Genomic DNA, 25,287 nt, shown 5'->3' with positions numbered 1-25,287 from the left:
AGCGCACCATGTCGATCGACGTCAACAACGAGTCCGGAACCGAGGTCGACGAGCAGGCGATCCTCGACATCGCCCGCTACGCACTGGCCCGGATGCGGATCCACCCGCTGTCCGAGCTCTCGGTGATCGTGGTGGACACCGACGCCATGGAGCAGCTGCACATCCAGTGGATGGACCTCCCCGGCCCGACCGATGTCATGTCCTTCCCGATGGACGAGCTCCGTCCGCCGGCCAAGGACGAGGAGGAGCCCCCGCAGGGGCTCCTCGGTGACATCGTGCTCTGCCCGGAGGTCGCGAAGAGGCAGGGCGAAGAGGCACCGACGCAGCACTCCATGGACGAGGAGCTCCAGCTCCTGACCGTCCACGGAGTGCTGCATCTGCTGGGGTACGACCACGAGGTGCCCGAGGAGAAGGCCGAGATGTTCGGCCTCCAGGCCGCCATCGTGGACGGCTGGCGCGGTGAGCACGGGCTCACCGGCGCGTCTCCGGCCCCCACCGTCTCGTGATCGCCCCTCTGATCACCGGAGCAGTCCTGCTGGTCGTCATCGGCTGGCTGGCCGCCTGCGCCGAGGCGGGCATCGCCCGTACGTCGAGTTTCCGGGCGGACGAGGCGGTACGGGCCGGGCGGCGCGGCAGCGCGAAGCTGGCGCAGGTCGCCGCCGACCCGGTGCGCTATCTCAACGTCGCCCTGCTGGTGCGGGTCGGCTGCGAGATGTCGGCCGGGGTGCTCGTCACCTACGTCTGCCTGCAGAAGTTCCCGGAGACCTGGGAGGCGCTCGCCTTCGCGATGGGCGTGATGGTCCTCGTCAGCTATGTCGCCATCGGGGTCTCCCCGCGCACCATCGGCCGCCAGCACCCGCTGAACACGGCGACGGCCTCGGCGTACGTGCTGCTGCCGCTGGCCCGGATCATGGGCCCGGTCCCGCAGCTGCTGATCCTCGTCGGCAACGCGCTCACCCCCGGCAAGGGGTTCCGCAAGGGCCCGTTCGCCAGCGAGGCCGAGCTGCGCGCCATGGTCGACCTCGCCGAGGCGGAGTCGCTCATCGAGGACGACGAGCGCCGCATGGTGCACTCGGTCTTCGAGCTGGGCGACACCCTGGTGCGCGAGGTGATGGTGCCCCGCACCGACCTGGTCTCCATCGAGCGCTACAAGACGATCCGTCAGGCCCTCACCCTCGCCCTGCGCTCCGGCTTCTCCCGGATCCCGGTCACCGGCGAGAACGAGGACGACATCGTGGGGATCGTCTACCTCAAGGACCTGGTCCGCAAGACCCACATCAACCGCGAGTCCGAGGCCGACCCGGTCTCCACCGCGATGCGCCCCGCCGCCTTCGTCCCCGACACGAAGAACGCCGGGGACCTGCTGCGCGAGATGCAGCGGGACCGCAGCCACGTCGCCGTCGTCATCGACGAGTACGGCGGCACGGCGGGCATCGTCACGATCGAGGACATCCTGGAGGAGATCGTCGGCGAGATCACCGACGAGTACGACCGCGAGCTGCCGCCCGTCCAGGAGCTGGAGAACGGCTGCTACCGGGTGACCGCACGCCTCGACATCGGGGACCTCGGCGACCTCTTCGGGCTCGACGAGTACGACGACGAGGACGTGGAGACCGTCGGCGGACTGCTCGCTAAGGCGCTCGGCCGGGTCCCGATCGCCGGTGCGTCGGCCGTCGTCGACCTGCCCGACAGCCGCAAGCTCCGGCTCACCGCCGAGTCCCCGGCCGGCCGCCGCAACAAGATCGTCACGGTGCTGGTGGAGCCCGAGGAGAAGGAGACGGAGACGGCATGACGCCTCAGCGGCTGCGGGCCTTCTGCCTGGAGTTCAACGCGAGCGTGGAGGAGTTCCCGTTCGGCCCGGAGACCTCGGTCTTCAAGGTGCTCGGCAAGATGTTCGCGCTCACCGCGCTGGACGCCCGCCCGCTGACGGTCAACCTCAAGTGCGACCCGGACGAGGCGGTCCGGCTCCGCGAGGAGCACCCGGCGGCCATCGTGCCCGGCTGGCACATGAGCAAGCGCCACTGGAACACGGTGACCGTCTCCGGCGTCCCGGACCGGCTGCTGCGCGAGCTGATCGAGGACTCCTACGACCTGGTGGTCGCCGGCCTCCCGAAGGCGGAGCGGCTGAAGCTGGACCGGCCGTAGGACGTACGCGTACGAGAGGGCCCGCTCCTCCCGGAGGCCACCCAGCTGAGGGTGCCCGCCCGCCCGGTCCTGGCGGTCGTGCTGCACACCCCTCTGCCGGACACCGGGGCCGGGGCCAGGCTCCGGTGTCCGGCGCCGCCCGAGGGGCGGCGCGGCGCGATGTACCCGGTGCCGGGGTGAGTGGATCCGCGCGGTCAGGTGCTTCGTATGCTCGTGCCATGACCGACAGCACCGGCATCACCGACCTCGACGCCGAGGACCGCAAGATCGTCACCCTGGCGCGCAGCGCCCGCGCCCGCAACGGTGTGGCCGAGGGCGCCGCCGTACGGGACGAGACGGGACGCACCTATGTGGCGGGCACCGTGGCGCTGGAGTCGCTGAAGCTCAGCGCCCTGCAGACCGCCGTCGCCATGGCCGTCGCCAGTGGCGCCACCTCGCTGGAGGCCGCCGCCGTCGTCTCCGCCGCCGAGGCCCCCGCCGCCGAGGACCGCGCCGCCGTTCGGGACCTGGGCGGACCGCAGACGCCGGTGCTGCTCGCAGGCCCGGACGGCACCCTGCGGCTGCGGGTCACGGCGGGCTGACGGGCCGGGTCGGCGGGGGCGGTTCCGTACGGTCCTGCGGCGCACCCCCGCCGTGCCTTCCGGCACGTCCCCGGGGCCCTCCCGACCGGCCTTTCGGCGCGTCCGGGCGGACCGCTGTACGGGAGCGCCGCCGCGATCGGGGAGAATGGTCGCCATGAGCGCTCGCCCGAACCAAGAATCCGCTGCCCAGCAGACGGAGACCACCTCCCCCCACCGGGCCGGCTTCGCCTGCTTCGTGGGCCGCCCCAACGCCGGCAAGTCCACCCTGACGAACGCTCTGGTCGGTCAGAAGGTGGCGATCACCTCCAACCGCCCCCAGACCACCCGGCACACCGTGCGCGGCATCGTGCACCGCGACGACGCGCAGCTGATCCTGGTCGACACCCCCGGCCTCCACAAGCCGCGCACGCTCCTCGGCGAGCGGCTGAACGACGTGGTGCGCACCACGTGGGCCGAGGTCGACGTCATCGGCTTCTGCCTGCCCGCCGACCAGAAGCTGGGCCCGGGCGACAAGTACATCATCAAGGAGCTCGCGGGGATCAAGAAGACCCCCAAGATCGCCATCATCACCAAGACCGACCTGGTCGAGTCCAAGGCGCTGGCCGAACAGCTCATCGCCGTCTCCGCGCTCGCCGACGAGCTGGGCTTCGAGTGGGCCGAGATCATCCCGGTCTCGGCGGTCAAGGACCAGCAGGTGGGCCTGCTCGCCGACCTCATCGCCCCGCTGCTGCCCGAGAGCCCGCCGCTCTACCCGGAGGGTGACCTCACCGACGAGCCGGAGATGGTCATGGTCGCGGAGCTGATCCGCGAGGCCGCGCTGGAGGGCGTACGCGACGAGCTGCCGCACTCCATCGCCGTCGTGGTCGAGGAGATGCTGCCGCGCACGGACCGTCCGGCGGACAAGCCACTGCTGGACATCCACGCCAACGTCTACATCGAGCGTCCCAGCCAGAAGGGCATCATCATCGGCCCGAAGGGCAAGCGGCTGAAGGAAGTCGGCACGAAGTCGCGCAAGCACATCGAGGCGCTGCTCGGCACGCCCGTCTTCCTCGACCTGCACGTGAAGGTCGCGAAGGACTGGCAGCGCGACCCGAAGCAGTTGCGGAAGCTGGGCTTCTAGAAGCCTCCCGCAGCAGGCGCCGGTCTCACGCGCCCTCCTTGAGGACGCGTGAGACCAGCGTGCGCTGCGCCCCGGTCAGATCGGGGTCAGCGCAGTACACGGTGCGGTTGCCGACCGTGATCCGGTACCGGAATCCGTCCGGCACCCCGGACGGCGGCGCGTCCGGGGTACAGGCGAGGACCTCCTCGGCGAGTGACTCCCACTCCGCCGCGTCCCCCCGGCCCTCGGTGTCGACCTCATGGTGGCGGGAGATGCCGGCGAAGCCGCCGGTCCGGGTGACCTGAATACGCATGGCGTCCTGTCTAGCCGGGGCCGGTCGCAAGCTCAAGCCCGCCTCGCTCCCATCCGCTCACTCCGTCGTCGGCACCCCCACCTCGGACCAGGCCTTCAGTACCGCCTCCTTCTCACCGCGCTCCCCGAAGCGGTCGCCCGCCGCCCCGATCGTCAGCCGGGCGAACTCCTCGAAGTCCGCGGTGGCCGTCAGCTCGCCGCCGGTCAGCACGTCGAACCAGATCTGCCCGGCCCGCTCCCAGGCGTTGCCGCCCAGCGAGGTGGCCAGAAGGTAGAAGGCGCGGTTGGGGATGCCGGAGTTGATGTGGACCCCGCCGTTGTCCTCCTCCGTCTCGACGTACTCCTCCATCGACGCGGGCTGCGGGTCCTTGCCGAGCACGTCGTCGTCGTACGCCGTGCCGGGGGCCTTCATCGAGCGCAGGGCGTCCCCGGTGACCCGGGGCGCCAGCAGCCCCGCGCCGATCAGCCAGTCGGCCTGTTCCGCGCTCTGGCCCAGGGAGAACTGCTTGACCAGCGAGCCGAACACGTCGGAGACGGACTCGTTGAGCGCGCCCGACTGGCCCTCGTAGCGCAGGTTGGCGGTGTACTGGGTGAGCCCGTGTGCCAGTTCGTGGGCGATGACGTCGATGGCGTAGGTGAAGTCGAGGAAGATCTCCCCGTCACCGTCGCCGAAGACCATCTGCTCGCCGTCGAAGAACGCGTTGTTGTACTCGTGGCCGTAGTGGACGGAGCCGATGAGGGGCAGGCCCTTGCCGTCGATCGAACTGCGCCCGTAGGCGGAGAGCAGCAGTTCGAAGGTGGCGCCGAGTCCGGCGTACGCGCGGTTGACGCTGGCGTCCGAGGTGGGCTTCTCGCCCTCGTCCCGGACCTTGGTGCCCGGCAGAGAGGTGCCGTTCTCGCAGTCGTACAGGGTGCGGTGGGGTTTGACGGGGACCGCGCCCGCCGTGGGGGTGGCGGGCGCGGCGGCCAGGGCCGTCAGCCGGCGGCGGCTGCGACGGAGGCCGTCGGCCTCCAGGGTGCGGCGGGCCGGATCGGCCAGCCGGGGGTCGCCGGAGTGCGACAGCTTGTCGAGGACGTGGGGCGGCACGATGGTGCAGAAGACGGGGTGGAGCCCGTCTTCGTTGGTTCGAGGCTGCATGACATCGACTGTGGCACTCCGTCACCGTCCTGTCACTGGTTGCGACGATGATTGACGAAATGGAGTGATGAGTCACCGTTTTCCCCTCATCGATGCCCGGTCCCGCATACTGATACGGACCGACGCCCCGGGCCACCCTCGGCTAGGCTCGCCGCATCATGCGTTTCGGGCTGCTTCTCCTTAGCTGCCGCGGCGAGGGCCTGTAGTCGTAGGCCGACCCCCTCCCCGCGGAGTCTGGTGCTGCAGCGGCACCCGTCGGCCGTCCCCTGCTGGACCCCCGAGGAGCCCTACGCCATGACGACCCCCGTGACCCCCGCGAGCGACGCTGTCGGCCGCCCCACCCCGGTCACCAACGCGACGCAGTTCCAGAAGCCGTCCGGGATGCCGGTCCACAAGTACCGCGGTTACGAGGCCGTGGACATCGCGGACCGCACCTGGCCCGACAACCGGATCACCGTGGCGCCCCGCTGGCTGTCCACCGATCTGCGCGACGGCAACCAGGCGCTGATCGACCCGATGTCGCCGGCCCGCAAGCGTGAGATGTTCGACCTGCTCGTACGCATGGGCTACAAGGAGATCGAGGTCGGCTTCCCGTCCTCCGGCGAGACCGACTTCGCCTTCGTCCGCTCCATCATCGAAGAGGGCGCGATCCCCGAGGACGTGACGATCTCCGTCCTGACGCAGGCCCGCGAGGAGCTGATCGAGCGGACCGTGGAGTCGCTGGTCGGCGCGCGCCGGGCCACCGTCCACCTGTACAACGCCACCGCCCCCACCTTCCGCCGCGTGGTCTTCCGGGGCTCGAAGGAGCAGGTCAAGCAGATCGCGGTGGACGGTACGCGGCTGGTGATGGAGTACGCGGAGAAGATCCTGGGTCCCGAGACGGTCTTCGGCTACCAGTACAGCCCGGAGATCTTCACCGACACCGAGCTGGACTTCGCCCTGGAGGTCTGCGAGGCGGTCTGTGACGTCTGGCAGCCCGAAGAGGGCCGCGAGATCATCCTGAACCTGCCGGCGACCGTGGAGCGCTCCACGCCCTCCACCCACGCGGACCGCTTCGAGTGGATGTCGCGCAACCTGTCCCGCCGCGAGTTCGTCTGCCTGTCGGTGCACCCGCACAACGACCGGGGCACCGCCGTCGCCGCCGCCGAGCTGGCCATCATGGCCGGTGCCGACCGGATCGAGGGCTGCCTGTTCGGCCAGGGCGAGCGCACGGGCAACGTCGACCTGGTCACCCTGGGCATGAACCTGTTCTCGCAGGGTGTGGACCCGCAGATCGACTTCTCGCAGATCGACGAGATCCGCCGCGCCAGCGAGTACTGCAACCAGATGGAGATCCACCCGCGCCACCCGTACGCGGGTGACCTGGTCTACACCGCCTTCTCCGGCTCCCACCAGGACGCCATCAAGAAGGGCTTCGACGCGATGGAGCGGGACGCGGCGGCGCAGGGGAAGACGGTCGACGACATCGAGTGGGCCGTGCCGTACCTGCCGATCGACCCGAAGGACGTCGGCCGCTCCTACGAGGCCGTCATCCGGGTCAACTCGCAGTCCGGCAAGGGCGGTATCGCATACGTCCTGAAGAACGACCACAAGCTGGACCTGCCCCGCCGGATGCAGATCGAGTTCTCCCGGATCATTCAGGCCAAGACCGACGCCGAGGGCGGTGAGGTCACCCCGACGCAGATCTGGTCCACCTTCCAGGACGAGTACCTGCCGAACGCCGACAACGCCTGGGGGCGCATCCAGCTGCGCTCCGGCCAGACCACCACCGACACCGACGGCACGGACACCCTGACCGTCGAGGCCACCGTGGACGGCACGGACACCGTCCTGACCGGAACGGGCAACGGCCCGATCTCCGCGTTCTTCGAAGCACTGCAGGCCATCGGCATCGACGCCCGGCTGCTGGACTACACCGAGCACACGATGAGTGAGGGTGCCAGCGCGCAGGCCGCCTCGTACATCGAGTGCGCGATCGACGGCAAGGTGCTGTGGGGCATCGGCATCGACGCCAACACCACCCGCGCCTCGCTCAAGGCGGTCGTCTCCGCGGTCAACCGCGCCTCCCGCTGACCCGGCCGGACACTCCCTCGTACGGACGTCCGCTTTGACCCCGTACAGCACCGGCCCGCGAACCCCGACCGCCCGCTCCGGACGGTCGGGGTTCGGCCATATCCGAGGGTTGTGACCTCCGGGATACTGACGCCGCCTCACGCATGTGGCTAACATCACGTCCAACACACGGCAATGTTGCCGGAGCGTCACGGAGGTGTGCGACGTGCGGTCAGCCAAAGGACAACGCGCTCTGAGGCCGGTCCTCTGCGGCATCCGCACGGTCTGGGACGCCGTCGGCGACGGCGCCTTCTTCTGCCCCGGCTGCGGTGGCGACCGCAACTACCGCCGCCTGACCGGCCGCCGCCGGCTCACCGTCCTCGGCATCCCGCTGGCCCGCCGGGGTGAGACCGGGCCCGTCGTGGAGTGCGCCGACTGCCGGGCCCGCTTCGCCCCTGACGCCCTGGACCACCCCACCACCACCCGGTTCTCCTCGATGCTCCGAGAGGCCGTCCACACCGTCACCCTGGCCGTCCTCGCGGCCGGCGGGACCACCTCCCGTACGGTCCTGGACACCGCGGTCGGGGTCGTACGCGACGCCGGGCTCGACGACTGCACCCAGGAGCAGCTGTACACCCTGGTGGAGGTGCTGGCCGCCGACACGGGGTACGGCTCCCGGTCCGACCCGGCGGCCGAGGCGTGTGGCGCGACCCTCGCCATCGAGCTGCACGAGGTGCTGGCCCCGCTCGCCCCGCACCTGGCCACCGCGGGCCGTGAGTCGGTCCTGCTCCAGGGGGCCAGGATCGCGCTCGCCGACGGGGCCTACAGTCCGGCCGAGCGCGAGGTCCTGACGACGGTGGGCGGCGCCCTGAAGCTCCCGGCCGACGACACGGCCCGCCTGCTCGCCGCAGCCGCCCGTACGCCCTCCTAGGGCTCCGGAGGGCGTACGGCCATCCGGGTGTGCGCGACAATGGCCCCATGAGCTTGTTCCGGGACGACGGCGTCGTGCTGCGTACGCAGAAACTGGGCGAGGCCGACCGGATCATCACGATCCTGACCCGTGGCCACGGCCGGGTCCGCGCTGTCGCCCGGGGGGTGCGCCGCACCAAGTCCAAGTTCGGCGCCCGCCTGGAGCCCTTCTCCCACGTCGACGTGCAGTTCTTCGCCCGGGGCAGCGAACTGATCGGCCGCGGCCTGCCGCTCTGCACCCAGAGCGAGACCATCGCCCCGTACGGCGGCGGGATCGTCGCCGACTACGCCCGCTACACCGCCGGCACCGCGATGCTGGAGACCGCCGAGCGGTTCACCGACCACGAGGGCGAACCGGCCGTCCAGCAGTACCTGCTCCTCGTCGGCGGCCTGCGCACCCTCGCCCGGGGCGAGCACGCACCCCACCTGATCCTGGACGCGTTCCTGCTGCGCTCGCTCGCGGTGAACGGGTACGCGCCCAGCTTCGAGGACTGCGCCAAGTGCGGAATGCCGGGCCCGAACCGGTTCTTCTCCGTTGCCGCGGGGGGCGTCATATGCGGTGACTGCCGGGTCCCCGGCAGCGTCGTACCCTCGGCACAGGCACTCGAACTGCTGAGCGCGCTGCTGAGCGGCGACTGGGCGACGGCGGACGCGTGCGAGGCGCGTCATGTCAGGGAGGGGAGCGGGCTGGTGTCCGCCTATCTGCACTGGCACCTGGAGCGCGGCCTGCGCTCGCTGCGGTACGTGGAGAAGTGACGCGGGCCCTAAGAGAGCGACGCGTTGCGTGAAGAAGTGACACAGGGAGACTGAGAACCTCATGGCAGTACGCGGGATCCTCGGCGGCCGTAACCGGCGCACCTACAAGACCCCCGAGCCGCACCCCTCGGGCGCGACGCCTCCGAAGATCCCCGGTGAACTGGTGCCCCAGCACGTCGCCGTCGTGATGGACGGCAACGGCCGCTGGGCCAAGGAGCGGGGCCTGCCCCGTACCGAGGGCCACAAGGTCGGTGAGGGCGTCGTCATGGACGTGCTCAAGGGGTGCATCGAGATGGGCGTCAAGAACCTCTCGCTCTACGCCTTCTCCACGGAGAACTGGAAGCGCTCGCCGGACGAGGTGAAGTTCCTGATGAACTTCAACCGCGACGTGATCCGACGCCGCCGCGACGAGATGGACGAGCTCGGCATCCGGATCCGCTGGGTGGGCCGCATGCCCAAGCTGTGGAAGTCCGTCGTCCAGGAGCTCCAGGTCGCCCAGGAGCAGACCAAGGACAACGACAAGATGACGTTGTACTTCTGCGTCAACTACGGCGGCCGCGCCGAGATCGCGGACGCCGCGCAGCGCATCGCCCAGGACGTGGCGGCCGGGAAGCTGGACCCGTCCAAGGTCAACGAGAAGACCTTCGCAAAGTACACGTACTACCCGGACATGCCGGACGTGGACCTCTTCGTGCGCCCCAGCGGCGAACAGCGCACCTCGAACTACCTGATCTGGCAGAGCGCGTACGCCGAGATGGTCTTCCAGGACGTCCTGTGGCCGGATTTCGACCGTCGGGACCTGTGGCGGGCCTGCCTGGAGTACGCCCAGCGCGACCGCCGTTTCGGCGGGGCGGAGGCGGTCGAGGCGGCGAAGGCCGCAGAGAAGTGACGTAGGAAGACGTAAAAGAGGGCCCTGTACGCGTACAGGGCCCTCTTTTACGCATGCGTTCGCGCGTCTGTCATGCGCTCGCGCGTCACCCCTTGGCCGCAGCGCACTCCGAGCACGTGCCGAAGATCTCGACGGTGTGCGCGACGTTCACATAGCCGTGCTGGGCGGCGATCATCTCGGCCCACTGTTCGACGGCGGGACCCTCGACCTCCACCGCCTTGCCGCAGAGCCGGCAGACCAGGTGGTGGTGATGGTCACCGGTGGAGCACCGCCGGTAGACGGCCTCGCCCTCGGTGGTGCGCAGGACGTCGACCTCACCCGCGTCGGCGAGGGACTGCAGGGTCCGGTAGACCGTGGTCAGGCCCACGGAGTCGCCGCGGTGTTTGAGCACGTCGTGCAGCTCCTGGGCGCTGCGGAACTCGTCGACCTCGTCGAGGGCCGCCGCCACCGCCGCCCGCTGCCGGGTGGACCGGCCGCGTACCGGCGCTGCGTTCGTGCCACTGATCGGCGCCGTGGCCACAGGTGCCTCCTCGTGTCGCCCGTACATGTGTCGGGCCATTGTGCCAGCCCGCCCGGGCACCACACTCAAACGCGCAGGTCGTCCGCATCCCGGCGGGCAGCCGGTACCTCCAGGGTGCACTCCGCGCCCTTCGCTTCGCTCGCCCGGGCCCGCCGTTTCGCGAGCGGAGCGGCGAGCACGGTCAGCGCGACGAACACCGCGATGGCCAGCAGCACGATCGTCGCGCCCGGCGGGACGTCCTGGTAGTACGAGGTCACGGTGCCGGTCAGGGTCACGGCCGTGCCGATCCCCACGGACAGCACGAACGTCACCTTGAAGGACTTGGTGATCTGCTGCGCGGCCGCCACCGGCACCACCATCAGCGCGCTGACCAGCAGCAGCCCGACGACCCGCATCGCGACGGTCACCGTCACGGCGGCCACCACCGCGACCAGCAGGTTCAGCACCCGCACCGGCAGCCCGGTCACCCGGGCGAACTCCTCGTCCTGGCTGACCGCGAACAGCTGCCGCCGCAGCCCCACGGTGACCAGGACCACGAAGGCGGCCAGCACGCAGATCGCGGTGACGTCGGCCTCGGAGACGGTGGAGAGGGAGCCGAAGAGGTACGAGGTCAGGTTGGCGTTGGAGCCGGTGTCGGAGAGGTTGATCAGCATGACGCCGCCCGCCATGCCTCCGTAGAAGAGCATCGCCAGGGCGAGGTCGCCGCGCGTGTGCCCGTACCAGCGGATCAGCTCCATGACGACCGCACCGGCCACGGCCACGGCGGTGGCCATCCAGACCGGGCTGGTGGAGAGCAGGAAGCCGAGGCCGACACCGGTCATCGCGATGTGGCCGATGCCGTCGCCCATGAGGGCCTGGCGGCGCTGGACGAGGTAGATGCCGATGGCGGGCGCGGTGATGCCGACCAGGACGGCCGCGATGAGCGCCCGCTGCATGAAGGGAGGGGTGAGGAATTCGAGGAGCATCAGGTCAGCAGTCCCGTCCGTACGGGCTCGTCGGCCGCGTGGGGGTGTACGTGGTCGTGACCGGGCAGCGCGTGCTGGCCGAGTGCCTCCGGCGGCGGCCCGTCGTGCGTCACACAGCCGTCGCGCAGGACCACGGCCCGGTCGATCAGCGGCTCCAGCGGGCCCAGCTCGTGCAGCACGAGGAGCACGGAGGTGGTCAGGGCCACCTGCTCGCGCAGGGTCGCCGCCAGGATCTCCTGGCTCGCCAGGTCCACCCCGGCCATCGGCTCGTCCATGATCAGCAGCTCCGGCTCGGCGGCCAGGGCGCGGGCGATCAGGACCCGCTGGTGCTGGCCGCCCGACAGGGCGCTCACGGAGTCCTTGGCGCGGTCGGCCAGGCCCACCAGCTCGATGGCCCGCTCCACGGCCGCCCGGTCGGCCTTCCCGGGCCACCGCAGCTTCGTACGGGCCAGTCGGCCGGAGGCGACGACCTCGCGGATCGTGGCGGGGACCCCGCCTGCGGCCGTGGTGCGCTGGGGCACGTAACCGATCCGGCCCCACTGCCGGAAACGCCGCAGCTCCGTGCCGAACAGCTCGACCGTGCCGCCGGTCAGCGGGACCTGCCCGATGGCGGACCGTACGGCGGTGGACTTGCCGGAACCGTTGGCGCCGAGCAGGGCGACGACCTCGCCGCGGTGCACGGTCAGGTCCACCCCGCGCAGCACGAGGCGCGCGCCGAGGGTGGCCGTGGCGCCACGCAGGCTGACCACGGGCTCGCGGGTGGCACCCCCGGGCTCGCGGGTGGTGCTCTCACGCTCCGGCATGAGCGCCTCCGATCCGAACTTCACCAGTGATGCGGGTCACTTCGCGCCGAGTGCCTTCTGCAGCGCGGCGAGGTTGGCCTCCATGACCTCGAGGTAGTCAGCGCCCTGGGACTTCTTCGTGATTCCCTCCAGCGGGTCCAGGACGTCGGTCTTCAGTCCGGTGTCCTTCGCGAGGGTCTTCGCTGTCCGGTCGCTGGCGAGCGTCTCGAAGAAGACGGTCGTCGCCTTCTCCTTCTCCGCGATGGTGTGGAGCTCCTGGATCCGGGCGGGGGTCGGCTCGGCCTCGGGGTCGATGCCCGCGATGCCCTGCTGGGTGAGCCCGTAGCGCTCGGCGAGGTAGCCGAAGGCGGAGTGGGTGGTGATGAAGGTCTTGGTGGCGGTGTTCTTCAGCCCGGTCTCGTACGCCGTGTCGAGCTTGTTCAGCTCCCCGACCAGGGCCTTGGTGTTCTTCTTGTAGTCGGCGGCGTGGTCGGGGTCGGCCTTCTCCAGTGACTTGCCGACACCCTTGGCGACCTCGGCGTACTTCACCGGGTCCAGCCAGATGTGCGGGTCGGCGCCGCCTTCCTCGCCGTGGTTGTGGCCGTCGCCCTCGGAGTGCTCCTCGTGGGCTTCTTCCTCGTGGCCGTGCTCGTCCCCGTGCTCTTCTTCGCCTTCATGGCCGTGATCGTGGCCGCTGACCTCGGCTCCGTGGTTCTCCAGCGTGGTGAGGGTCGCGGCGTCGACGGTGTTCTTCACACCGGACTGCACAATCGCGTCGTCCACGGCGGGCTGGACGCCCTTGAGGTAGAGCACGTAGTCGGACTCGCTGATGGAGCCGATCTGGCGGGGGGTGAGCTCCAGGTCGTGCGGCTCCACGCCCGGCTTGGTGAGGCTGGTGACGGCGACGTGCTCGCCGCCGATCCTCTCGGCCAGGAACTGCATCGGGTAGAACGACGCGGTCACCTTCAGCTTGTCGCCGTTACCCCCGTCCGCCGCGTCGGAGGTGGAGCAGGCGGAGAGGGCGGCCAGACCGAGGACGACTGCTCCGGCGACGGCGGTGGTGGGTATGAGGCGGTGTACGTTCATGACAGTCATTTTCAACAAAAGTGGAAACGATTGTCAACAAGGCGGATGAGATGCCCGGAAGGTCACATAGGAACGGGCTGAAGATCGTCGGACCCCCCACCGATTTGATCCCAGGGGTGCGCCCGCCGGTAATCTGAAGCATTCGCCGTTCGTCGCCGTCGTAATGAAGAGAGCACCGTGGCCGCCGACAAGATCGACACCATCGTCAGCCTGAGCAAGCGCCGTGGCTTCGTCTACCCCTCCAGTGAGATCTACGGTGGTCAGCGCGCCGCCTGGGACTACGGGCCGCTGGGCGTCGAGATGAAGGAGAACCTGAAGCGCCAGTGGTGGCGCTACATGGTCACTTCGCGCGAGGACGTGGTCGGTCTCGACTCGTCGGTCATCCTGGCCCCGGACGTCTGGGTCGCCTCGGGGCACGTCGCCACCTTCTCGGACCCGCTGACCGAGTGCACCTCCTGTCACAAGCGCTACCGCGCCGACCACCTTGAGGAGGCGTACGAGGAGAAGCACGGCAAGCCGCCGGTCAACGGCCTCGCCGACCTCAACTGCCCCAACTGCGGCAACAAGGGCACCTTCACCGAGCCCAAGGAGTTCTCGGGCCTGCTCTCCACCCATCTCGGCCCCACCCAGGACTCCGGCTCGGTCGCCTACCTGCGCCCCGAGACCGCCCAGGGCATCTTCACCAACTTCGGCCAGGTGCAGCAGACTTCGCGCAAGAAGCCGCCGTTCGGCATCGCGCAGGTGGGCAAGTCCTTCCGCAACGAGATCACTCCGGGCAACTTCATCTTCCGGACCCGCGAGTTCGAGCAGATGGAGATGGAGTTCTTCGTCAAGCCGGGCGAGGACGAGGAGTGGCAGCAGTACTGGATGGACCAGCGCTGGAACTGGTACACGGACCTCGGCATGCGCGAGGAGAACATGCGCTGGTTCGAGCACCCGCAGGAGAAGCTCTCCCACTACTCCAAGCGCACCGCGGACATCGAGTACCGCTTCCGCTTCGGCGGCAGCGAGTGGGGCGAGCTCGAGGGCGTCGCCAACCGCACCGACTACGACCTCAAGGCGCACTCCAAGGCGTCGGGCACCGACCTCCAGTACTACGATCAGGAGGCCGGCGAGCGCTGGACGCCGTACGTCATCGAGCCCGCGGCCGGTGTCGGCCGCGCGATGCTGGCGTTCCTGCTCGACGCCTACATCGAGGACGAGGCGCCCAACGCCAAGGGCGTCATGGAGAAGCGCACCGTGATGCGCCTCGACCCGCGCCTGGCGCCGGTCAAGGTCGCGGTCCTGCCGCTCTCCCGCAACCCGCAGCTCTCGCCGAAGGCCAAGGGCCTGGCGACGGACCTGCGCAAGAACTGGAACATCGAGTTCGACGACGCCGGCGCCATCGGCCGCCGCTACCGCCGCCAGGACGAGATCGGCACCCCGTTCTGCGTCACCGTCGACTTCGACACCCTGGACGACAACGCGGTGACCGTGCGCGAGCGCGACACGATGAAGCAGGAGCGCGTCTCCCTGGACCAGATCCAGGCGTACCTCGGCGCCCGTCTGATCGGCTGCTGACACCCCCGTACGCTCCTGTAGGCGCGTGAGGCCCCTGGTTCCGGGTACGGAACCGGGGGCTTCGTCGTACAGTCCACCGGAGCCCCCGCCGCCGTCCCGGGAGGTACGCGATGCCGTCGATCACCACCAGCAAGGTCACCAGATGGGACCAGCACGGCCGTGAACACGTCGTGCAGGTGCGGAAGTCGGGCATGTCCCGCGAGCTGACGTGCTCCACCTGCGGCTGGCGCCGCTCGGCGCAGTTCCTGCCCTGGCTGAAGGCCCAGGAACACCTCACCGAGGCCCACCAGGCGACGGTCGACCCGAGGGCCTGAAAATCTGGTGCGGGGTGCTCCGGGAGCGGGGTACCGTTTCGGCATGTCTTCGTTCTTCCAGATCTACGAGTGAGAGCGCGGCGGGGCCCGACCACCCGCCGCCCACCGGATCGACCGGATCGATCTCGATCACCCGATCACTTCCTTCCTCACTTCTCACCACGAATGGGAGAACGCCGTGGCCAAGAGCCGCAACAACCTCCTCGGCGTCGGCGGACAGCGCAAGAAGCTGTCCCGCGCCGAACAGCAGGGCGCGGGTTCCGCGCGAGGGGCCGACCGCAAGGTGGCCGAGGACAAGAAGCAGGAGCTGGTGCGCAAGATGCGCGAGCGCGCCGGGACCCAGGCGGCCACGACCGCCGCCGAGCCGGGCGAGCAGGACGCGCCGTCCGCGCAGAGCTGACGCCAGAGGCCTGAGCAGTACCCCGTACGACGGTGGGCCCGGATCACGGATGATCCGGGCCCACCTGCGATCGACCGCCCCGTCACTCGTAGCGGTACTTCAGCGCATCCGCCTCCACCTGCCCGATGCCGGCGAGGGTCAGCTCGGGCATCCGCAGCTGGGCCAGCGTCACTTCGGCCGAGGCCGGCTGGGCGTCTGCCGGCAGCCCGCGCCACGACGGTCACCCGCGCCTGCGCCACCGCGTTCTTCGACCGGGTCCTGCTGGGACTCCACCGCCCGCTGCTCGATGCCCCCAGCCACCGCTGCCCCGAGCTCCAGTTCCTCTGGACACGGGAGGCGGGAAGCGGCCGGGAGCCCGCGTTCAGGAGCACGGCCCCGGCGCCTGGAGGCGGGCGCGGGCTGTGGGAGGGGTTTCTTGGCCGTATCCGGTGGGTGGGTCAGACTGTGGGAGGCCCCCGGCTCCCCCTCCGCCCGCCTGCGGGCCTCCCGCACCCCTCCCCGGTAGGAAAACGCCGTGTCTCACACCTCCGCCGCCCCTCGGGCAAGCAGTCCGGCCCCGCGCTCCGGCTCCCACCGGTTCTCCTCGGTGATCAGCCGCATCGCCGAGGAGATGGCCACCCTCACCGACCACGGCACCCCCGCCGACTACATACCGATGCTCGCCGGTGCCGACCCCCGACGGTTCGGCATGGCCGTCGCGGAGCCGGACGGGACCGTCTACGGTGTCGGCGACTGGCAGCAGCCGTTCTCGACGCAGTCCATCTCCAAGGTGTTCGCCCTGGCCCTGGCGCTGTCCCTGGACGGCGGGCAGCTCTGGCAGGGCGTGGGCCGCGAGCCCTCCGGCAACCCCTTCAACTCCCTGGTGCAGCTGGAGTACGAGAACGGGATCCCCCGTAACCCGTTCATCAACGCCGGTGCCCTGGTGGTGACCGACCGGCTACAGGCCCTGACCGGGGACGCCGCCGGCCAGGTGCGGGAGCTGCTGCGCGCGGAGAGTGGCAACGCCGCCATCGACTTCATGCCGGAGGTCGCCGCCTCCGAAGCGGCCTACGGTGACCGCAACGCCGCGCTGGCCCATTTCATGGCCTCCTACGGCAACATCACGCTCCCGGTCCCCGAACTGCTCGCCGCCTACTTCCGCCAGTGCTCCATCGAGGCCTCGTGTGCGGACCTGGCCCTCGCCGCGGGGTTCCTGGCCCGGCACGGTGTCCGGGCCGACGGCTCCGCACTGCTGACCCGCAGCCAGGCGAAGCAGGTCAACGCGGTTATGCTCACGTGTGGGACGTACGACGCGGCCGGGGAGTTCGCCTATCGGGTGGGGCTGCCGGGCAAGAGCGGTGTCGGCGGCGGGATCATCGCCATCGTGCCCGGGGTGTGCACCCTGTGCGTCTGGAGCCCGGGCCTCGACCGGCGCGGCAACTCCGTGGCGGGCGTCTCGGCCCTCGACCGCTTCACCACGCTCACCGGGCTGTCCGTCTTCTGACCTGCTGCCGCGCCTGCCTGGTCCAGAACTGACGCGGTGCGAAGCCCTCGCGCCGTAGCCAGTGCTCCGTACAGACGATCCGCTCGGCCTCGATCACGACGAGAGGGCCCGACTGGGGTTCGTCGAGGGAACGCGACCGCTCGACGTGGTCGGACTGCCAGCGGAAGGCCGGCCAGTAGTGACGATCGAGACGGTTCTTCGGCGACGGGCCGGCCAGCCATGGTTGGTCACAGGCATGATCGAGTCTCCCACGCCTCGTCCCCCCGCCCTTCCGGCTGTCAGGTCTCCAAGGCCACGAGACGGTACTGCGGGTGCGGACGGATCCGACGCGAAGGGCAAGCCTGGCTGCGTCGCCCCGCGCGACGCCTCCCGGCACCCGCCGCCCGGCCGGGCCCAGCATCAGGGCGAACGGTAGGCGCCCGCCACCGTCCGTCCCGGACGCAGCAGCCGTTCGGTCACGATGCCCGTGCCGCACGCGGTGTCCAGGACCACGCAAGGCCCTTGCGGCAGGAGCCGTTCCACCGCGTCCGCCGCCGCCCGGGCCCTCGGTTCACCACCCCGGGACGCGTCGTAGTGCCGGGCCTCGGCGTCGTGAAGGAGCATGTTTCCGGCCTTTCCCATCGCCTCAGCGTCCCGCGCCTCGATGTCCGGTGGATTCGCCGAGGTGCTTGATCTTCTCGAAGGGATAGGCCCCCACCATCACCACGACCAGGCCGTACGCGGCGAACACCACCAGCGCCCAGGTGGAAACCGACGTGTCGCCGTCACCCAGGATCACGCTTCCGAGGGCCACCACCGGGGCGAGGCTGAGCATCGCGGCCCCCGTGCACCAGAACGCCACCAGACTGTTCGCCCGACCCCGTAGCGCAGGGTCCGACTTCACCTCTGCCGGGACCTCGTATCCGGCGGATCTGTCGCAGACCGCGCCCCGATACCCGATGCGGGCCGCCAGCGAACTGACGACGCCCAGCAGGAGGAAGCAGCCGAAGATGAACAGATGGGCCATGCGGTACCTCGCGGGCTCGTCGTCCCGGGGACCTTATCGGATGGGCCTGATGGCCATGGCGATGGCCTCGTCCCGGAGTGGGTGACATGGCCGTGTCCTGCATCAGTGACCATGACACGGCGGCCCCGTGTGTGGCCCGGCCGCCCCGGTCCGGAACCTGATCGGGGCGTCACCGGCGCTGCGGGAGTACGAGGAGTCGATGCGGCCGCGTCACGCGGAGTCGCTGGCGGCGGCCATCGCCGCCGACCTCGGCGTACCGGAGACGCCGACGGCCTGCCGGACCATCGCGAGGTTCGTGATCGACGCCTATACGCCGGCCCGCGAGGCGGCCGATCCGGAAGCCGCGGTGGACGAGGTCTTCCGGATGATCGAGGCGGCCCGGGGCGCCTCGCGCTTCGCCTGAGCCGGACGTGCGGTGCCCGGGCCGGGCCGGCGGCGGCTCGCCCTCGGCTCCGCCCGTCCTGCCCGGTTCACTGGTCCACCCCATTCGGTCAGTCCGCTGGGTTCGGTCAGTCCACGAGGGTGCTCCAGAAAGCACGGCCGACCGTAGTCGGGACTCGCCCTCCCAGTGCGGTGGCCCGATGAACTCCTGGCCGGTGCAGTCGGCCGGATCGGGATGCGCCTCGGGCTCGTGTGCTCAGCCTCGCCAGAGCAACTCCAGCCTCGGGGCGGGTGAATGGCAGGGTGGTGCTCATGCCCAGTGACCGTCTCATGCGCATCCACAGCCCCGAGTTCCAGGCCATGGCCGACAGGGTCCTGCGGGCCACCGAGCTGACCTCCCGGCTGAACGTCCTGCCCTTCGAGGACGAGGAGGGCAAGGCGGACCTGTTCGCCCAGATCCTCGGCAGGCCGCTGCCGCCCAGGACGACGATCTACCCGCCCTTCTTCACCGACCACGGCCTCCGTCTCGACCTGGCCGAGCGGGTGTTCATCAACCAGAACTGCACGTTCCTGGACTACGCGGGAATCCGGCTCGACCAACGCGTGATGGTCGGCCCGAAGGCCACGTTCATCACGAGCGGCCACCCGGTCGACCCCGAGGAGCGCCGCCACTACCTCACCGGCGGGCCCATCCACGTACAGGAGAACGTCTGGATCGGCGCCGGCGCCACGATCCTGCCGGGCGTCACGATCGGCAAGGACGCGGTGATCGCCGCCGGGGCGGTGGTGGCCGAGGACGTCCCTCCGGCCAGCCTGGTGACCGGCCCGAAGGCCACGGTGGACCGCCGGTGGTGAGGGACGTCCTCGGACGGCACGGGGGCCGGCTCCCATGGGCCCACCGAGGGAGGAAGGCGTCAGCGCCCGTTGGCAGAGGGCGCCGATGTCGTCGACCAAGCAGTTCCCAGTCACCTTTGACTGCGCGGAACCTGAGCGCCTCCCCCGCTTCTGGTGTGAGGTGTTGGGCTACGTCGCACCGCCTCCACCGGTGTTCCCGAGGGCACGGCCGTCAAGAACCGGGTGCACCTTGACGTACGGGTAGGCACGGGCCTTGTGGGTGAAGAGCGTCTCGCCGCACCGGAGGCCGAACGTGCGCGCCCGGAGCCGCTCGGCGCCGTGCACGTGCAGACGCTGTACGACGGCCACGATGTGTGCACCCCGATGCTGGACATCGAGGGCAACGGGTTCTGCAGCGACTGACCCTCCGCCGCGCGTAGGGCGGAAGCGGTGGAACACAGGGTGTGCCGGACCTGGACCGGTTCGGTCTACGGCTTGCCTGGCCCTACCCGTTCAACGCCTGTACATCCGCTACGGACGTCGAGTCGACTTCCACCACGGGGCACGGCAACGGCATGCTGCATCGCCTGTCTCCGTCGGCTGCAGGCGTCGTCCCGGACGGGATCCTGCCGCGCCGACACTTTCCTTGCGGAAACTTTTTGTGTCTCAAGGAAACGGGGCTGAAAATCACCTCCTGCCGCCTACGCGGAAGCCCGAGCCCGCCACCCCTCCGGCGTACGCGACAATGGAGCAATGACCACGCTCGCCCCCGTCCTCCCGCAGCTCCGCATCGGCCCGCACACCGTGCAGCCGCCGGTGGTGCTCGCGCCGATGGCCGGCATCACCAACGCCCCGTTCCGGACGCTGTGCCGGGAGTTCTCCGGGGGCAAGGGGCTGTTCGTCAGCGAGATGATCACCACGCGGGCGCTGGTCGAGCGCAACGAGAAGACCATGCAGCTGATCCACTTCGACGCGACCGAGACCCCGCGCTCGATCCAGCTCTACGGGGTGGACCCGGTCACCGTCGGCAAGGCGGTCCGGATGATCGTCGACGAGAACCTCGCCGACCACATCGACCTCAACTTCGGGTGCCCCGTTCCCAAGGTCACCCGCAAGGGCGGCGGCTCCGCGCTGCCGTACAAGCGGCCCCTGCTGCGGGCCATCCTCAAGGAGGCCGTCTCAGGCGCCGGCGACCTCCCCGTCACCATCAAGATGCGCAAGGGCATCGACGACGACCACCTCACGTTCCTCGACGCGGGGCGCATCGCCGTCGAGGAGGGGGTGACGGCTGTTGCCCTGCACGGGCGCACCACCGCCCAGCACTACGGCGGCACGGCCGACTGGGACGCCATCGCCCGGCTCAAGGAGCACGTCCCCGAGATCCCCGTTCTCGGCAACGGCGACATCTGGTGTGCCGATGACGCCCTGCGCATGATGCGCGAGACCGGCTGTGACGGTGTCGTCGTCGGGCGCGGGTGCCTCGGGCGGCCCTGGCTCTTCGCCGATCTGGTGAACGCCATGGAGGGCAGTGCGACCCGGCACGCGCCCACCCTCCGCGAGGTCGCGGACGTCATGGTCCGGCACGCGACGCTGCTGGGGGAGTGGATCGGCGACGAGGCCCGTGGCGTCATCGACTTCCGGAAGCACGTCGCCTGGTATCTCAAGGGCTTCGCGGTCGGCTCCGAGATGCGCAAGAAGCTGGCCGTCACCTCCTCGCTGCAGGAGCTGGGCGGTCAGCTGCACGAGCTGGACCTGGACCAGCCCTGGCCGGACGGTGCCGACGGGCCGCGCGGGCGGACCTCGGGCAACAACCGGGTCGTCCTGCCGGACGGGTGGCTCAAGGACCCGTACGACTGTGCCGGTGTCAGCGCCGATGCGGAGCTCGACACCTCCGGCGGCTGAGGCCGTACGAGAAGACCTCAGCCGCGCACGTCCGGGCCCGCCCGGCGCTCCAGCGGGGCCGCCCCCGCGGAATTCATCACGTTGAAGACCACGCTCCCCGCCCGGTAGCGGTCGTCCGTCCACTCGATGGCCCGGCCCGCCGCCGTGTACGTCAGGTGGCGCTGGCGCAGCAGCGGGCTGGCCCGGCGCACTCGCAGCAGCCGGGCGTCCTCGCTGCCCGCCGCGACCGCGTCGATCAGGTGCTCTCCGTAGTGCGCGACGATGTCCGCCCGCTCCGCGATGCTGTCCATGATCGAGACGCAGTCCTCCGGCAGATCCAGGACGGCCGGGGCCACCCAGTCCGCGTACACCGTCCGCTCCACCATCACCGGCTCGCCGTCCAGCCACCGCAGCCGCAGGACGTACAGGACCTCGCCGCCCGGCTCCGCGTCCAGGCGCTCGGCCTCCTCGTCGGTCGCGGCCCGCATCGTGCGGGTCAGGATGCGGCTGGTGACCTCGCACCCCATCGCCTGCGCCCACTGCGCGAAGCTGTTGAGCTGCTGGAAGCTCTGGCGGCGCTCCTGGCGCAGCACGACCCGGCGTGCCCCCTGCCGGGAGCCGATCAGGCCCTCGGAGGCCAGCAGCGCCACCGCCTGGCGGACCGTGCCGCGCGAGACCGCCCAGCGGGCGGAGAGGTCGCTCTCGGACGGCAGCCGGGAGCCGAGCGGGTAGGTGCCGGTGCGGATGGCGTGCCGCAGCGACTCGGCGATCTCCCGGTAGCGCGTAGCGCCCACGCGTCCCCCTCGGCTTTCCATGCGCAGGATGGGCTGTGTACAGGTCCGTTGCTCGGTGACGGTCCTGCGGCTCACTCTAGCGTCGTCGCAGCGCGTTTCAATGCGAGGCCGTTATCTACCAGAACCCCTGGATAGTGCGCTTTCCTCTTCCCGCCCTCTTGCGGCATCAGACATGGGACGTTAACTTCCCGGACACCTGGCCCGGGCGAACTGGTGCCAGCTTGTATGAACAAGTGGCCCTCATGCTTCGCTTCTGGGAGACCTACCGTGCGCAGAGCCCGACCCCGTCCCCGTGTCCGTGCCAACAGCCGTGCCGTTGCCGCCATCGCCCTCTCCACCGCCGCCCTCACGGCCCTCACCGCGTGCGGCGCCGCGCCCGAGGAGAAGGCCGAGACCGGCGCGAATGGGGTGAAGTCCACCGAGGCCGCCTCGGTCGCCGACTTCGGCGGGCTGGAGAAGCTGGTCGCCGCCGCCGAGAAGGAAGGCGAGCTCAACGTGATCGCCCTGCCGCCGGACTGGGCGAACTACGGCGAGCTGATCAAGACCTTCCAGGCCAAGTACAAGGTCAAGATCAAGAGCGAGAACCCCGACGGCTCCAGCTCCGACGAGATAGCCGCAGTCAAGTCCCGCAAGGGCCAGAAGCGCGCCCCCGACGTCCTCGACCTCGGCATCGCCTTCGCCCGCAGCGGAGCCTCCGAGAACCTCTTCGCCCCGTACAAGGTCGCCACCTGGGACAAGATCCCCGACAGCCAGAAGGACGCCGACGGCCGCTGGTACAACGACTACGGCGGCTACGTCTCCATCGGCTGCGACGCCGCCCGCATCAAGACCTGCCCCGAGACCTTCGCGGACCTGCTGAAGCCCGAGTACAAGGGGAAGGTCGCCCTCAACGGCAACCCGACCAAGTCCGGCTCCGCGTTCGGCGGCGTGTACGCGGCGTCCCTGGCCAGCAAGGGCTCGTTCGGGGACATCCAGCCCGGCATCGACTTCTTCGGCAAGCTCAAGAAGAGCGGGAACTTCATCCCCGTCGAGTCCACCCCGGCCACCGTCGAGAAGGGCGAGACGCCGATCAGCATCGACTGGGACTACCTGAACGCCGGGTACGCCGACCAGTTCAAGGGCAAGGGCGTCGACTGGAAGGTCTCCGTGCCGAAGGACGGGGTCTACGCCCAGTTCTACTCGCAGGCCATCAACAAGGACGCCCCGCACCCGGCGGCCGCCCGCCTGTGGATGGAGTACCTGTACAGCGCCGAGGGCCAGAACCTCTGGCTCAAGGGGTACGCCCGACCGGTGCTGCTGCCCGCCATGACCGAGGACGGGACGGCCGACAAGGCCTTCGTGGCCAAGCTTCCCGCCGTCGAGGGCACGCCGACGTTCCCCTCCTCCGAGGAGCTCGACAAGGCCAACGCCACGCTCTCCGAGAACTGGGACAAGGCCGTCTCCTGATGACCCCTTCCCACCCGACCGCCGCCCCGGGACCCGGGGCGGCCCCTGTGAAGGCCGGTGGCCCGACGCGCCGCCGCCGGCCGCCCCGCGCCTGGCTCGGGGCCCTCCCGCTGCTCGTCTTCGCCGGACTCTGCTTCGGACTGCCCGCCGGCGCCCTGCTGTACGGGGCCATCACCCGTACCGACCCGGTCGCCGGCACCACCGAGATCACCGGCGAGCACCTCCAGCGCTCGCTCCAAGGGCCCTACCTCGCCTCGCTCACCGGCAGTGTCCAGCTGTCCGCGCTGACCGCCGCCATCGCCACCGTCTTCGGTGTGCTGATCGCCCAGGCCGTCGTCACCTCCCGGCGCGGCGCGCTGCGCGGGGCCGTGCTCACCGCCTCCGGGGTGCTCGCCAACTTCGGCGGCATCCCGCTGGCCTTCGCCTTCGTCGCCACCCTCGGCATCTCCGGTGTGGTCACGCAGCTCGGGCACCTGGACGCGCTCGGCTGGAACCTCTACTCCTTCACCGGGCTCACCGTCATCTACCTCTACTTCCTCATCCCGCTCATGGTGATCGTCGTCGTCCCGGCGCTGGACGGACTGCGCCCCCAGTGGCGCGAGGCCGCCCGCAACACCGGCGCCACCACCTGGCAGTTCTGGCGGTACGTCGGGCTGCCGGTGCTCGCGCCCTCGCTGCTCGGCGGGTTCGTCCTCCTCTTCGGCAGCGCCTTCGCCGCGCACGCCACGGCCGCCGCCCTCGTCGGCGGCTCCGTACCGCTGGTCACCCTGAAGATCGCCGACGCGCTCTCCGGGAACGTCCTGGTCGGCCAGGAGAACGTGGCGCTGGCCCTGAGCCTCGACATGATCGTGATCGCCGGACTGGTGATGGCGGTCTATCTGCCCCTCCAGCGACGGAGCTCCCGATGGCTGCACTGACCACCGCCGCCCCCGCGACCGAGGCCCCGGTGCCGGTGCCGGTGAAGGCCGGCCGCTCCCACCCGCGCTACTGGCGCGGTGCCGTACTGGCGATGGCCGGGCTCTACTTCGTCACCCCGCTGCTCTCCTCGTTCGTCTTCACCGTCCATGTGCCGAACCAGGGCCTCACCTTCGAGGCCTACAGCGGCATCCTGTCGGCCGACGGCTTCACCGAAAGCCTGTTCCTCTCGCTCTCCCTCGCCGCCGCCACGATCGCGCTGGCCCTGCTGCTCGTCGTCCCCGCGCTCGTCGCGGTGCGGCTCGGACCGCCCCGGCTGCGGGCCGTCGTCGAGATCGTCTGCATGCTGCCGCTGGTGGTGCCGCCGATCGCCCTGGTCACCGGGATCGCCACCGTGCTGCGCTGGGGGCCCGACCACTTCTCGCGCACCCCGCTCTACCAGACCTTCCTCGCCGTGCAGAACGAGTCGTTCCCGGTGGTGCTGGTCCTCGCCTACACCGTGCTGGCGCTGCCGTTCGTGCACCGCTCGCTGGACGCGGGGCTGCGCGCCGTCGACGTACCCACGCTGGTGGAGGCGGCCCGCAACTGCGGGGCCGGCCGGTTGCAGGTGATCGTGAGCGTCATCCTGCCCAACCTGCGCTCCTCGCTCGCCGGGGCCTCCTTCCTCACCCTGGCGCTGGTGCTCGGTGAGTACACCGTCGCCTCGCTGCTGGGGTTCCGGCCCTTCGCGGTGTGGATCGTCACCGTCTCCGGCGCCGAGGCCCGGATGTCGGTGGCCGTCTCCCTGCTCTCCCTGCTCATCACCTGGGCCCTGCTGCTCGTCCTCTCGCGCGCCGGAACCGGGTCCTCCGCCTCGGCCACCGCGGTCCCGGCCGGTCCGGCCACGGTGACCCCGGCCGTCGGCGCCGCCGCATCCGCACCGGCTGACGCCACGGCCCCGGCCGCCGCCCCCACCTCCGTACCCGGCAAGGAGTAGCCA

At 70.3% G+C, this 25,287-nt stretch carries 27 protein-coding genes and 5 pseudogenes; 21 read left to right on the top strand and 11 right to left on the bottom strand.

Going from position 1 to position 25,287, the window contains the following annotated elements; all coding sequences use genetic code 11:
• Positions 1-8: 8 nt before the first annotated feature.
• The 6 genes and pseudogenes from ybeY (at position 9) to era (ending at position 3,846) form a co-directional block, all read left to right on the top strand.
• Positions 9-506: an rRNA maturation RNase YbeY gene (gene ybeY, locus ABZ154_RS16275; RefSeq protein WP_356833048.1), complete on the top strand. Its 498-nt coding sequence runs from the start codon at positions 9-11 to the stop codon at positions 504-506.
• A complete protein-coding gene (locus ABZ154_RS16270) occupies positions 503-1,792 on the top strand; it encodes a hemolysin family protein (protein WP_356833046.1) in 1,290 nt (429 codons plus the stop codon). The genes ybeY and ABZ154_RS16270 overlap by 4 nt, the downstream gene beginning before the upstream one ends.
• The gene (locus tag ABZ154_RS16265; protein ID WP_356833044.1) at positions 1,789-2,145 is read left to right on the top strand and encodes an MmcQ/YjbR family DNA-binding protein; all 357 of its coding nucleotides are present in this window, start codon (positions 1,789-1,791) and stop codon (positions 2,143-2,145) included. The genes ABZ154_RS16270 and ABZ154_RS16265 overlap by 4 nt, the downstream gene beginning before the upstream one ends.
• Before the next feature lie 33 nt (positions 2,146-2,178).
• Positions 2,179-2,325, top strand: a pseudogene (locus ABZ154_RS16260) (XRE family transcriptional regulator); the annotation flags it as partial.
• Positions 2,326-2,363: 38 nt separating this feature from the next.
• A complete protein-coding gene (locus tag ABZ154_RS16255) occupies positions 2,364-2,726 on the top strand; it encodes a cytidine deaminase (RefSeq protein ID WP_356833042.1) in 363 nt (120 codons plus the stop codon).
• 145 nt (positions 2,727-2,871) lie between these two features.
• Entirely contained in the window at positions 2,872-3,846 is a 975-nt protein-coding gene (gene era, locus ABZ154_RS16250; RefSeq protein WP_356833040.1) for a GTPase Era, read from the top strand.
• A gap of 25 nt (positions 3,847-3,871) precedes the next feature.
• On the opposite strand, the gene ABZ154_RS16245 is transcribed toward era, so the two are convergent.
• On the bottom strand, positions 3,872-4,138 hold the full coding sequence (locus ABZ154_RS16245; protein ID WP_356833038.1) for a protealysin inhibitor emfourin: 267 nt from the start codon (positions 4,136-4,138) through the stop codon (positions 3,872-3,874).
• A gap of 57 nt (positions 4,139-4,195) precedes the next feature.
• Positions 4,196-5,275 (bottom strand): M4 family metallopeptidase, encoded by a 1,080-nt coding sequence (locus tag ABZ154_RS16240; protein ID WP_356833036.1) that lies wholly within the window; start codon positions 5,273-5,275, stop codon positions 4,196-4,198.
• A gap of 294 nt (positions 5,276-5,569) precedes the next feature.
• On the opposite strand from ABZ154_RS16240, the gene leuA reads away from it, so the two are divergent.
• The 4 genes from leuA to ABZ154_RS16220 all read left to right on the top strand — a co-directional run bounded on the left by leuA (position 5,570) and on the right by ABZ154_RS16220 (position 9,941).
• Complete coding sequence (gene leuA / locus ABZ154_RS16235; protein ID WP_356833034.1) at positions 5,570-7,348, top strand: 2-isopropylmalate synthase; 1,779 nt, start codon at positions 5,570-5,572, stop codon at positions 7,346-7,348.
• Between the two features lie 205 nt (positions 7,349-7,553).
• Positions 7,554-8,258 (top strand): TerB family tellurite resistance protein, encoded by a 705-nt coding sequence (locus tag ABZ154_RS16230; protein WP_356833032.1) that lies wholly within the window; start codon positions 7,554-7,556, stop codon positions 8,256-8,258.
• 47 nt (positions 8,259-8,305) lie between these two features.
• The gene (gene recO, locus ABZ154_RS16225; protein WP_026241394.1) at positions 8,306-9,052 is read left to right on the top strand and encodes a DNA repair protein RecO; all 747 of its coding nucleotides are present in this window, start codon (positions 8,306-8,308) and stop codon (positions 9,050-9,052) included.
• Between the two features lie 61 nt (positions 9,053-9,113).
• Complete coding sequence (locus ABZ154_RS16220) at positions 9,114-9,941, top strand: isoprenyl transferase (RefSeq protein WP_356833030.1); 828 nt, start codon at positions 9,114-9,116, stop codon at positions 9,939-9,941.
• An 85-nt stretch (positions 9,942-10,026) separates the two neighbouring features.
• On the opposite strand, the gene ABZ154_RS16215 is transcribed toward ABZ154_RS16220, so the two are convergent.
• The 4 genes from ABZ154_RS16215 to ABZ154_RS16200 form a co-directional block, all read right to left on the bottom strand.
• Positions 10,027-10,461: a transcriptional repressor gene (locus ABZ154_RS16215; RefSeq protein ID WP_356833028.1), complete on the bottom strand. Its 435-nt coding sequence runs from the start codon at positions 10,459-10,461 to the stop codon at positions 10,027-10,029.
• 65 nt (positions 10,462-10,526) lie between these two features.
• The gene (locus tag ABZ154_RS16210; RefSeq protein WP_356833026.1) at positions 10,527-11,426 is read right to left on the bottom strand and encodes a metal ABC transporter permease; all 900 of its coding nucleotides are present in this window, start codon (positions 11,424-11,426) and stop codon (positions 10,527-10,529) included.
• The gene (locus tag ABZ154_RS16205; protein WP_356833024.1) at positions 11,426-12,229 is read right to left on the bottom strand and encodes a metal ABC transporter ATP-binding protein; all 804 of its coding nucleotides are present in this window, start codon (positions 12,227-12,229) and stop codon (positions 11,426-11,428) included. Before ABZ154_RS16205 ends, ABZ154_RS16210 begins: the two co-directional genes overlap by 1 nt.
• Before the next feature lie 36 nt (positions 12,230-12,265).
• The gene (locus tag ABZ154_RS16200) at positions 12,266-13,294 is read right to left on the bottom strand and encodes a metal ABC transporter substrate-binding protein (RefSeq protein WP_356833022.1); all 1,029 of its coding nucleotides are present in this window, start codon (positions 13,292-13,294) and stop codon (positions 12,266-12,268) included.
• 177 nt (positions 13,295-13,471) lie between these two features.
• Here ABZ154_RS16200 and ABZ154_RS16195 point away from each other — a divergent pair, with 177 nt between their 5' ends.
• The 3 genes from ABZ154_RS16195 (at position 13,472) to ABZ154_RS16185 (ending at position 15,568) form a co-directional block, all read left to right on the top strand.
• On the top strand, positions 13,472-14,854 hold the full coding sequence (locus ABZ154_RS16195) for a glycine--tRNA ligase (RefSeq protein ID WP_073873650.1): 1,383 nt from the start codon (positions 13,472-13,474) through the stop codon (positions 14,852-14,854).
• A 110-nt stretch (positions 14,855-14,964) separates the two neighbouring features.
• Positions 14,965-15,168, top strand: coding sequence for a hypothetical protein (locus ABZ154_RS16190; protein ID WP_356833020.1), 204 nt, complete (start codon positions 14,965-14,967; stop codon positions 15,166-15,168).
• A 178-nt stretch (positions 15,169-15,346) separates the two neighbouring features.
• A complete protein-coding gene (locus ABZ154_RS16185) occupies positions 15,347-15,568 on the top strand; it encodes a DUF6243 family protein (RefSeq protein ID WP_356833018.1) in 222 nt (73 codons plus the stop codon).
• Between the two features lie 82 nt (positions 15,569-15,650).
• Here ABZ154_RS16185 and ABZ154_RS16180 read toward each other — a convergent pair.
• Positions 15,651-15,773 (bottom strand): annotated as a pseudogene (locus ABZ154_RS16180) (pyridoxamine 5'-phosphate oxidase); the annotation flags it as partial.
• Positions 15,774-16,082: 309 nt separating this feature from the next.
• Here ABZ154_RS16180 and ABZ154_RS16175 point away from each other — a divergent pair.
• Complete coding sequence (locus ABZ154_RS16175; protein ID WP_356833016.1) at positions 16,083-17,051, top strand: glutaminase; 969 nt, start codon at positions 16,083-16,085, stop codon at positions 17,049-17,051.
• On the opposite strand, the pseudogene ABZ154_RS16170 reads toward ABZ154_RS16175, so the two are convergent.
• From ABZ154_RS16170 to ABZ154_RS16160, 3 genes and pseudogenes are all read right to left on the bottom strand, one after another.
• Positions 17,029-17,232, bottom strand: a pseudogene (locus ABZ154_RS16170) (hypothetical protein); the annotation flags it as partial. The gene ABZ154_RS16175 and the pseudogene ABZ154_RS16170 overlap by 23 nt on opposite strands.
• Before the next feature lie 218 nt (positions 17,233-17,450).
• Complete coding sequence (locus ABZ154_RS16165) at positions 17,451-17,654, bottom strand: hypothetical protein (protein ID WP_356833013.1); 204 nt, start codon at positions 17,652-17,654, stop codon at positions 17,451-17,453.
• A gap of 22 nt (positions 17,655-17,676) precedes the next feature.
• Positions 17,677-18,057 carry a hypothetical protein gene (locus ABZ154_RS16160; RefSeq protein WP_356833011.1) on the bottom strand — a complete coding sequence of 127 codons (381 nt, stop codon included), beginning with the start codon at positions 18,055-18,057 and terminating at the stop codon, positions 17,677-17,679.
• A gap of 139 nt (positions 18,058-18,196) precedes the next feature.
• Between ABZ154_RS16160 and ABZ154_RS16155 the strand changes: the two are divergent.
• The 4 genes and pseudogenes from ABZ154_RS16155 to dusB all read left to right on the top strand — a co-directional run.
• Positions 18,197-18,460: pseudogene (locus tag ABZ154_RS16155) on the top strand (TetR/AcrR family transcriptional regulator); the annotation flags it as partial.
• A gap of 290 nt (positions 18,461-18,750) precedes the next feature.
• Positions 18,751-19,293 carry a DapH/DapD/GlmU-related protein gene (locus ABZ154_RS16150; protein WP_356833009.1) on the top strand — a complete coding sequence of 181 codons (543 nt, stop codon included), beginning with the start codon at positions 18,751-18,753 and terminating at the stop codon, positions 19,291-19,293.
• Between the two features lie 85 nt (positions 19,294-19,378).
• Positions 19,379-19,695, top strand: a pseudogene (locus ABZ154_RS16145) (VOC family protein).
• A 330-nt stretch (positions 19,696-20,025) separates the two neighbouring features.
• On the top strand, positions 20,026-21,174 hold the full coding sequence (gene dusB, locus ABZ154_RS16140; protein WP_356833007.1) for a tRNA dihydrouridine synthase DusB: 1,149 nt from the start codon (positions 20,026-20,028) through the stop codon (positions 21,172-21,174).
• Positions 21,175-21,191: 17 nt separating this feature from the next.
• Here dusB and ABZ154_RS16135 read toward each other — a convergent pair whose 3' ends face one another.
• Positions 21,192-21,947, bottom strand: a complete 756-nt coding sequence (locus ABZ154_RS16135) for a GntR family transcriptional regulator (protein WP_356833005.1) — start codon at positions 21,945-21,947, stop codon at positions 21,192-21,194.
• Positions 21,948-22,214: 267 nt separating this feature from the next.
• On the opposite strand from ABZ154_RS16135, the gene ABZ154_RS16130 reads away from it, so the two are divergent.
• From ABZ154_RS16130 to ABZ154_RS16120, 3 genes are read left to right on the top strand one after another with little or no spacing between them, the layout of a single operon-like run.
• Positions 22,215-23,393: an extracellular solute-binding protein gene (locus ABZ154_RS16130; RefSeq protein WP_356833003.1), complete on the top strand. Its 1,179-nt coding sequence runs from the start codon at positions 22,215-22,217 to the stop codon at positions 23,391-23,393.
• On the top strand, positions 23,393-24,310 hold the full coding sequence (locus ABZ154_RS16125) for an ABC transporter permease subunit (RefSeq protein ID WP_356833001.1): 918 nt from the start codon (positions 23,393-23,395) through the stop codon (positions 24,308-24,310). The genes ABZ154_RS16130 and ABZ154_RS16125 overlap by 1 nt, the downstream gene beginning before the upstream one ends.
• The gene (locus tag ABZ154_RS16120) at positions 24,298-25,284 is read left to right on the top strand and encodes an ABC transporter permease subunit (protein ID WP_356832999.1); all 987 of its coding nucleotides are present in this window, start codon (positions 24,298-24,300) and stop codon (positions 25,282-25,284) included. Before ABZ154_RS16125 ends, ABZ154_RS16120 begins: the two co-directional genes overlap by 13 nt.
• The last annotated feature ends 3 nt before the right edge of the window (positions 25,285-25,287 follow it).

The sequence above is a fragment of the Streptomyces sp. NPDC006261 genome (assembly GCF_040613515.1).
Taxonomy (GTDB): domain Bacteria; phylum Actinomycetota; class Actinomycetes; order Streptomycetales; family Streptomycetaceae; genus Streptomyces.
Note: the sequence above shows the minus strand (reverse complement) of the source record. Positions and strands in the feature narration are given on the sequence as shown.

Excerpts from the sequence above, each read along its gene's own strand:
- ybeY (WP_356833048.1), top strand. The coding sequence starts at position 9 with ATGTCGATCGACGTCAACAACGAGTCCGGAACCGAGGTCGACGAGCAG.
- ABZ154_RS16265 (WP_356833044.1), top strand. The coding sequence starts at position 1,789 with ATGACGCCTCAGCGGCTGCGGGCCTTCTGCCTGGAGTTCAACGCGAGC.
- ABZ154_RS16245 (WP_356833038.1), bottom strand. The coding sequence starts at position 4,138 with ATGCGTATTCAGGTCACCCGGACCGGCGGCTTCGCCGGCATCTCCCGC.
- ABZ154_RS16255 (WP_356833042.1), top strand. The coding sequence starts at position 2,364 with ATGACCGACAGCACCGGCATCACCGACCTCGACGCCGAGGACCGCAAG.
- ABZ154_RS16160 (WP_356833011.1), bottom strand. The coding sequence starts at position 18,057 with ATGGCCCATCTGTTCATCTTCGGCTGCTTCCTCCTGCTGGGCGTCGTC.
- ABZ154_RS16205 (WP_356833024.1), bottom strand. The coding sequence starts at position 12,229 with ATGCCGGAGCGTGAGAGCACCACCCGCGAGCCCGGGGGTGCCACCCGC.
- ABZ154_RS16125 (WP_356833001.1), top strand. The coding sequence starts at position 23,393 with ATGACCCCTTCCCACCCGACCGCCGCCCCGGGACCCGGGGCGGCCCCT.
- recO (WP_026241394.1), top strand. The coding sequence starts at position 8,306 with ATGAGCTTGTTCCGGGACGACGGCGTCGTGCTGCGTACGCAGAAACTG.
- ABZ154_RS16220 (WP_356833030.1), top strand. The coding sequence starts at position 9,114 with ATGGCAGTACGCGGGATCCTCGGCGGCCGTAACCGGCGCACCTACAAG.
- ABZ154_RS16210 (WP_356833026.1), bottom strand. The coding sequence starts at position 11,426 with ATGCTCCTCGAATTCCTCACCCCTCCCTTCATGCAGCGGGCGCTCATC.
- era (WP_356833040.1), top strand. The coding sequence starts at position 2,872 with ATGGTCGCCATGAGCGCTCGCCCGAACCAAGAATCCGCTGCCCAGCAG.
- ABZ154_RS16120 (WP_356832999.1), top strand. The coding sequence starts at position 24,298 with ATGGCTGCACTGACCACCGCCGCCCCCGCGACCGAGGCCCCGGTGCCG.
- dusB (WP_356833007.1), top strand. The coding sequence starts at position 20,026 with ATGACCACGCTCGCCCCCGTCCTCCCGCAGCTCCGCATCGGCCCGCAC.
- leuA (WP_356833034.1), top strand. The coding sequence starts at position 5,570 with ATGACGACCCCCGTGACCCCCGCGAGCGACGCTGTCGGCCGCCCCACC.
- ABZ154_RS16190 (WP_356833020.1), top strand. The coding sequence starts at position 14,965 with ATGCCGTCGATCACCACCAGCAAGGTCACCAGATGGGACCAGCACGGC.
- ABZ154_RS16150 (WP_356833009.1), top strand. The coding sequence starts at position 18,751 with ATGCCCAGTGACCGTCTCATGCGCATCCACAGCCCCGAGTTCCAGGCC.
- ABZ154_RS16240 (WP_356833036.1), bottom strand. The coding sequence starts at position 5,275 with ATGCAGCCTCGAACCAACGAAGACGGGCTCCACCCCGTCTTCTGCACC.
- ABZ154_RS16200 (WP_356833022.1), bottom strand. The coding sequence starts at position 13,294 with ATGAACGTACACCGCCTCATACCCACCACCGCCGTCGCCGGAGCAGTC.
- ABZ154_RS16165 (WP_356833013.1), bottom strand. The coding sequence starts at position 17,654 with ATGCTCCTTCACGACGCCGAGGCCCGGCACTACGACGCGTCCCGGGGT.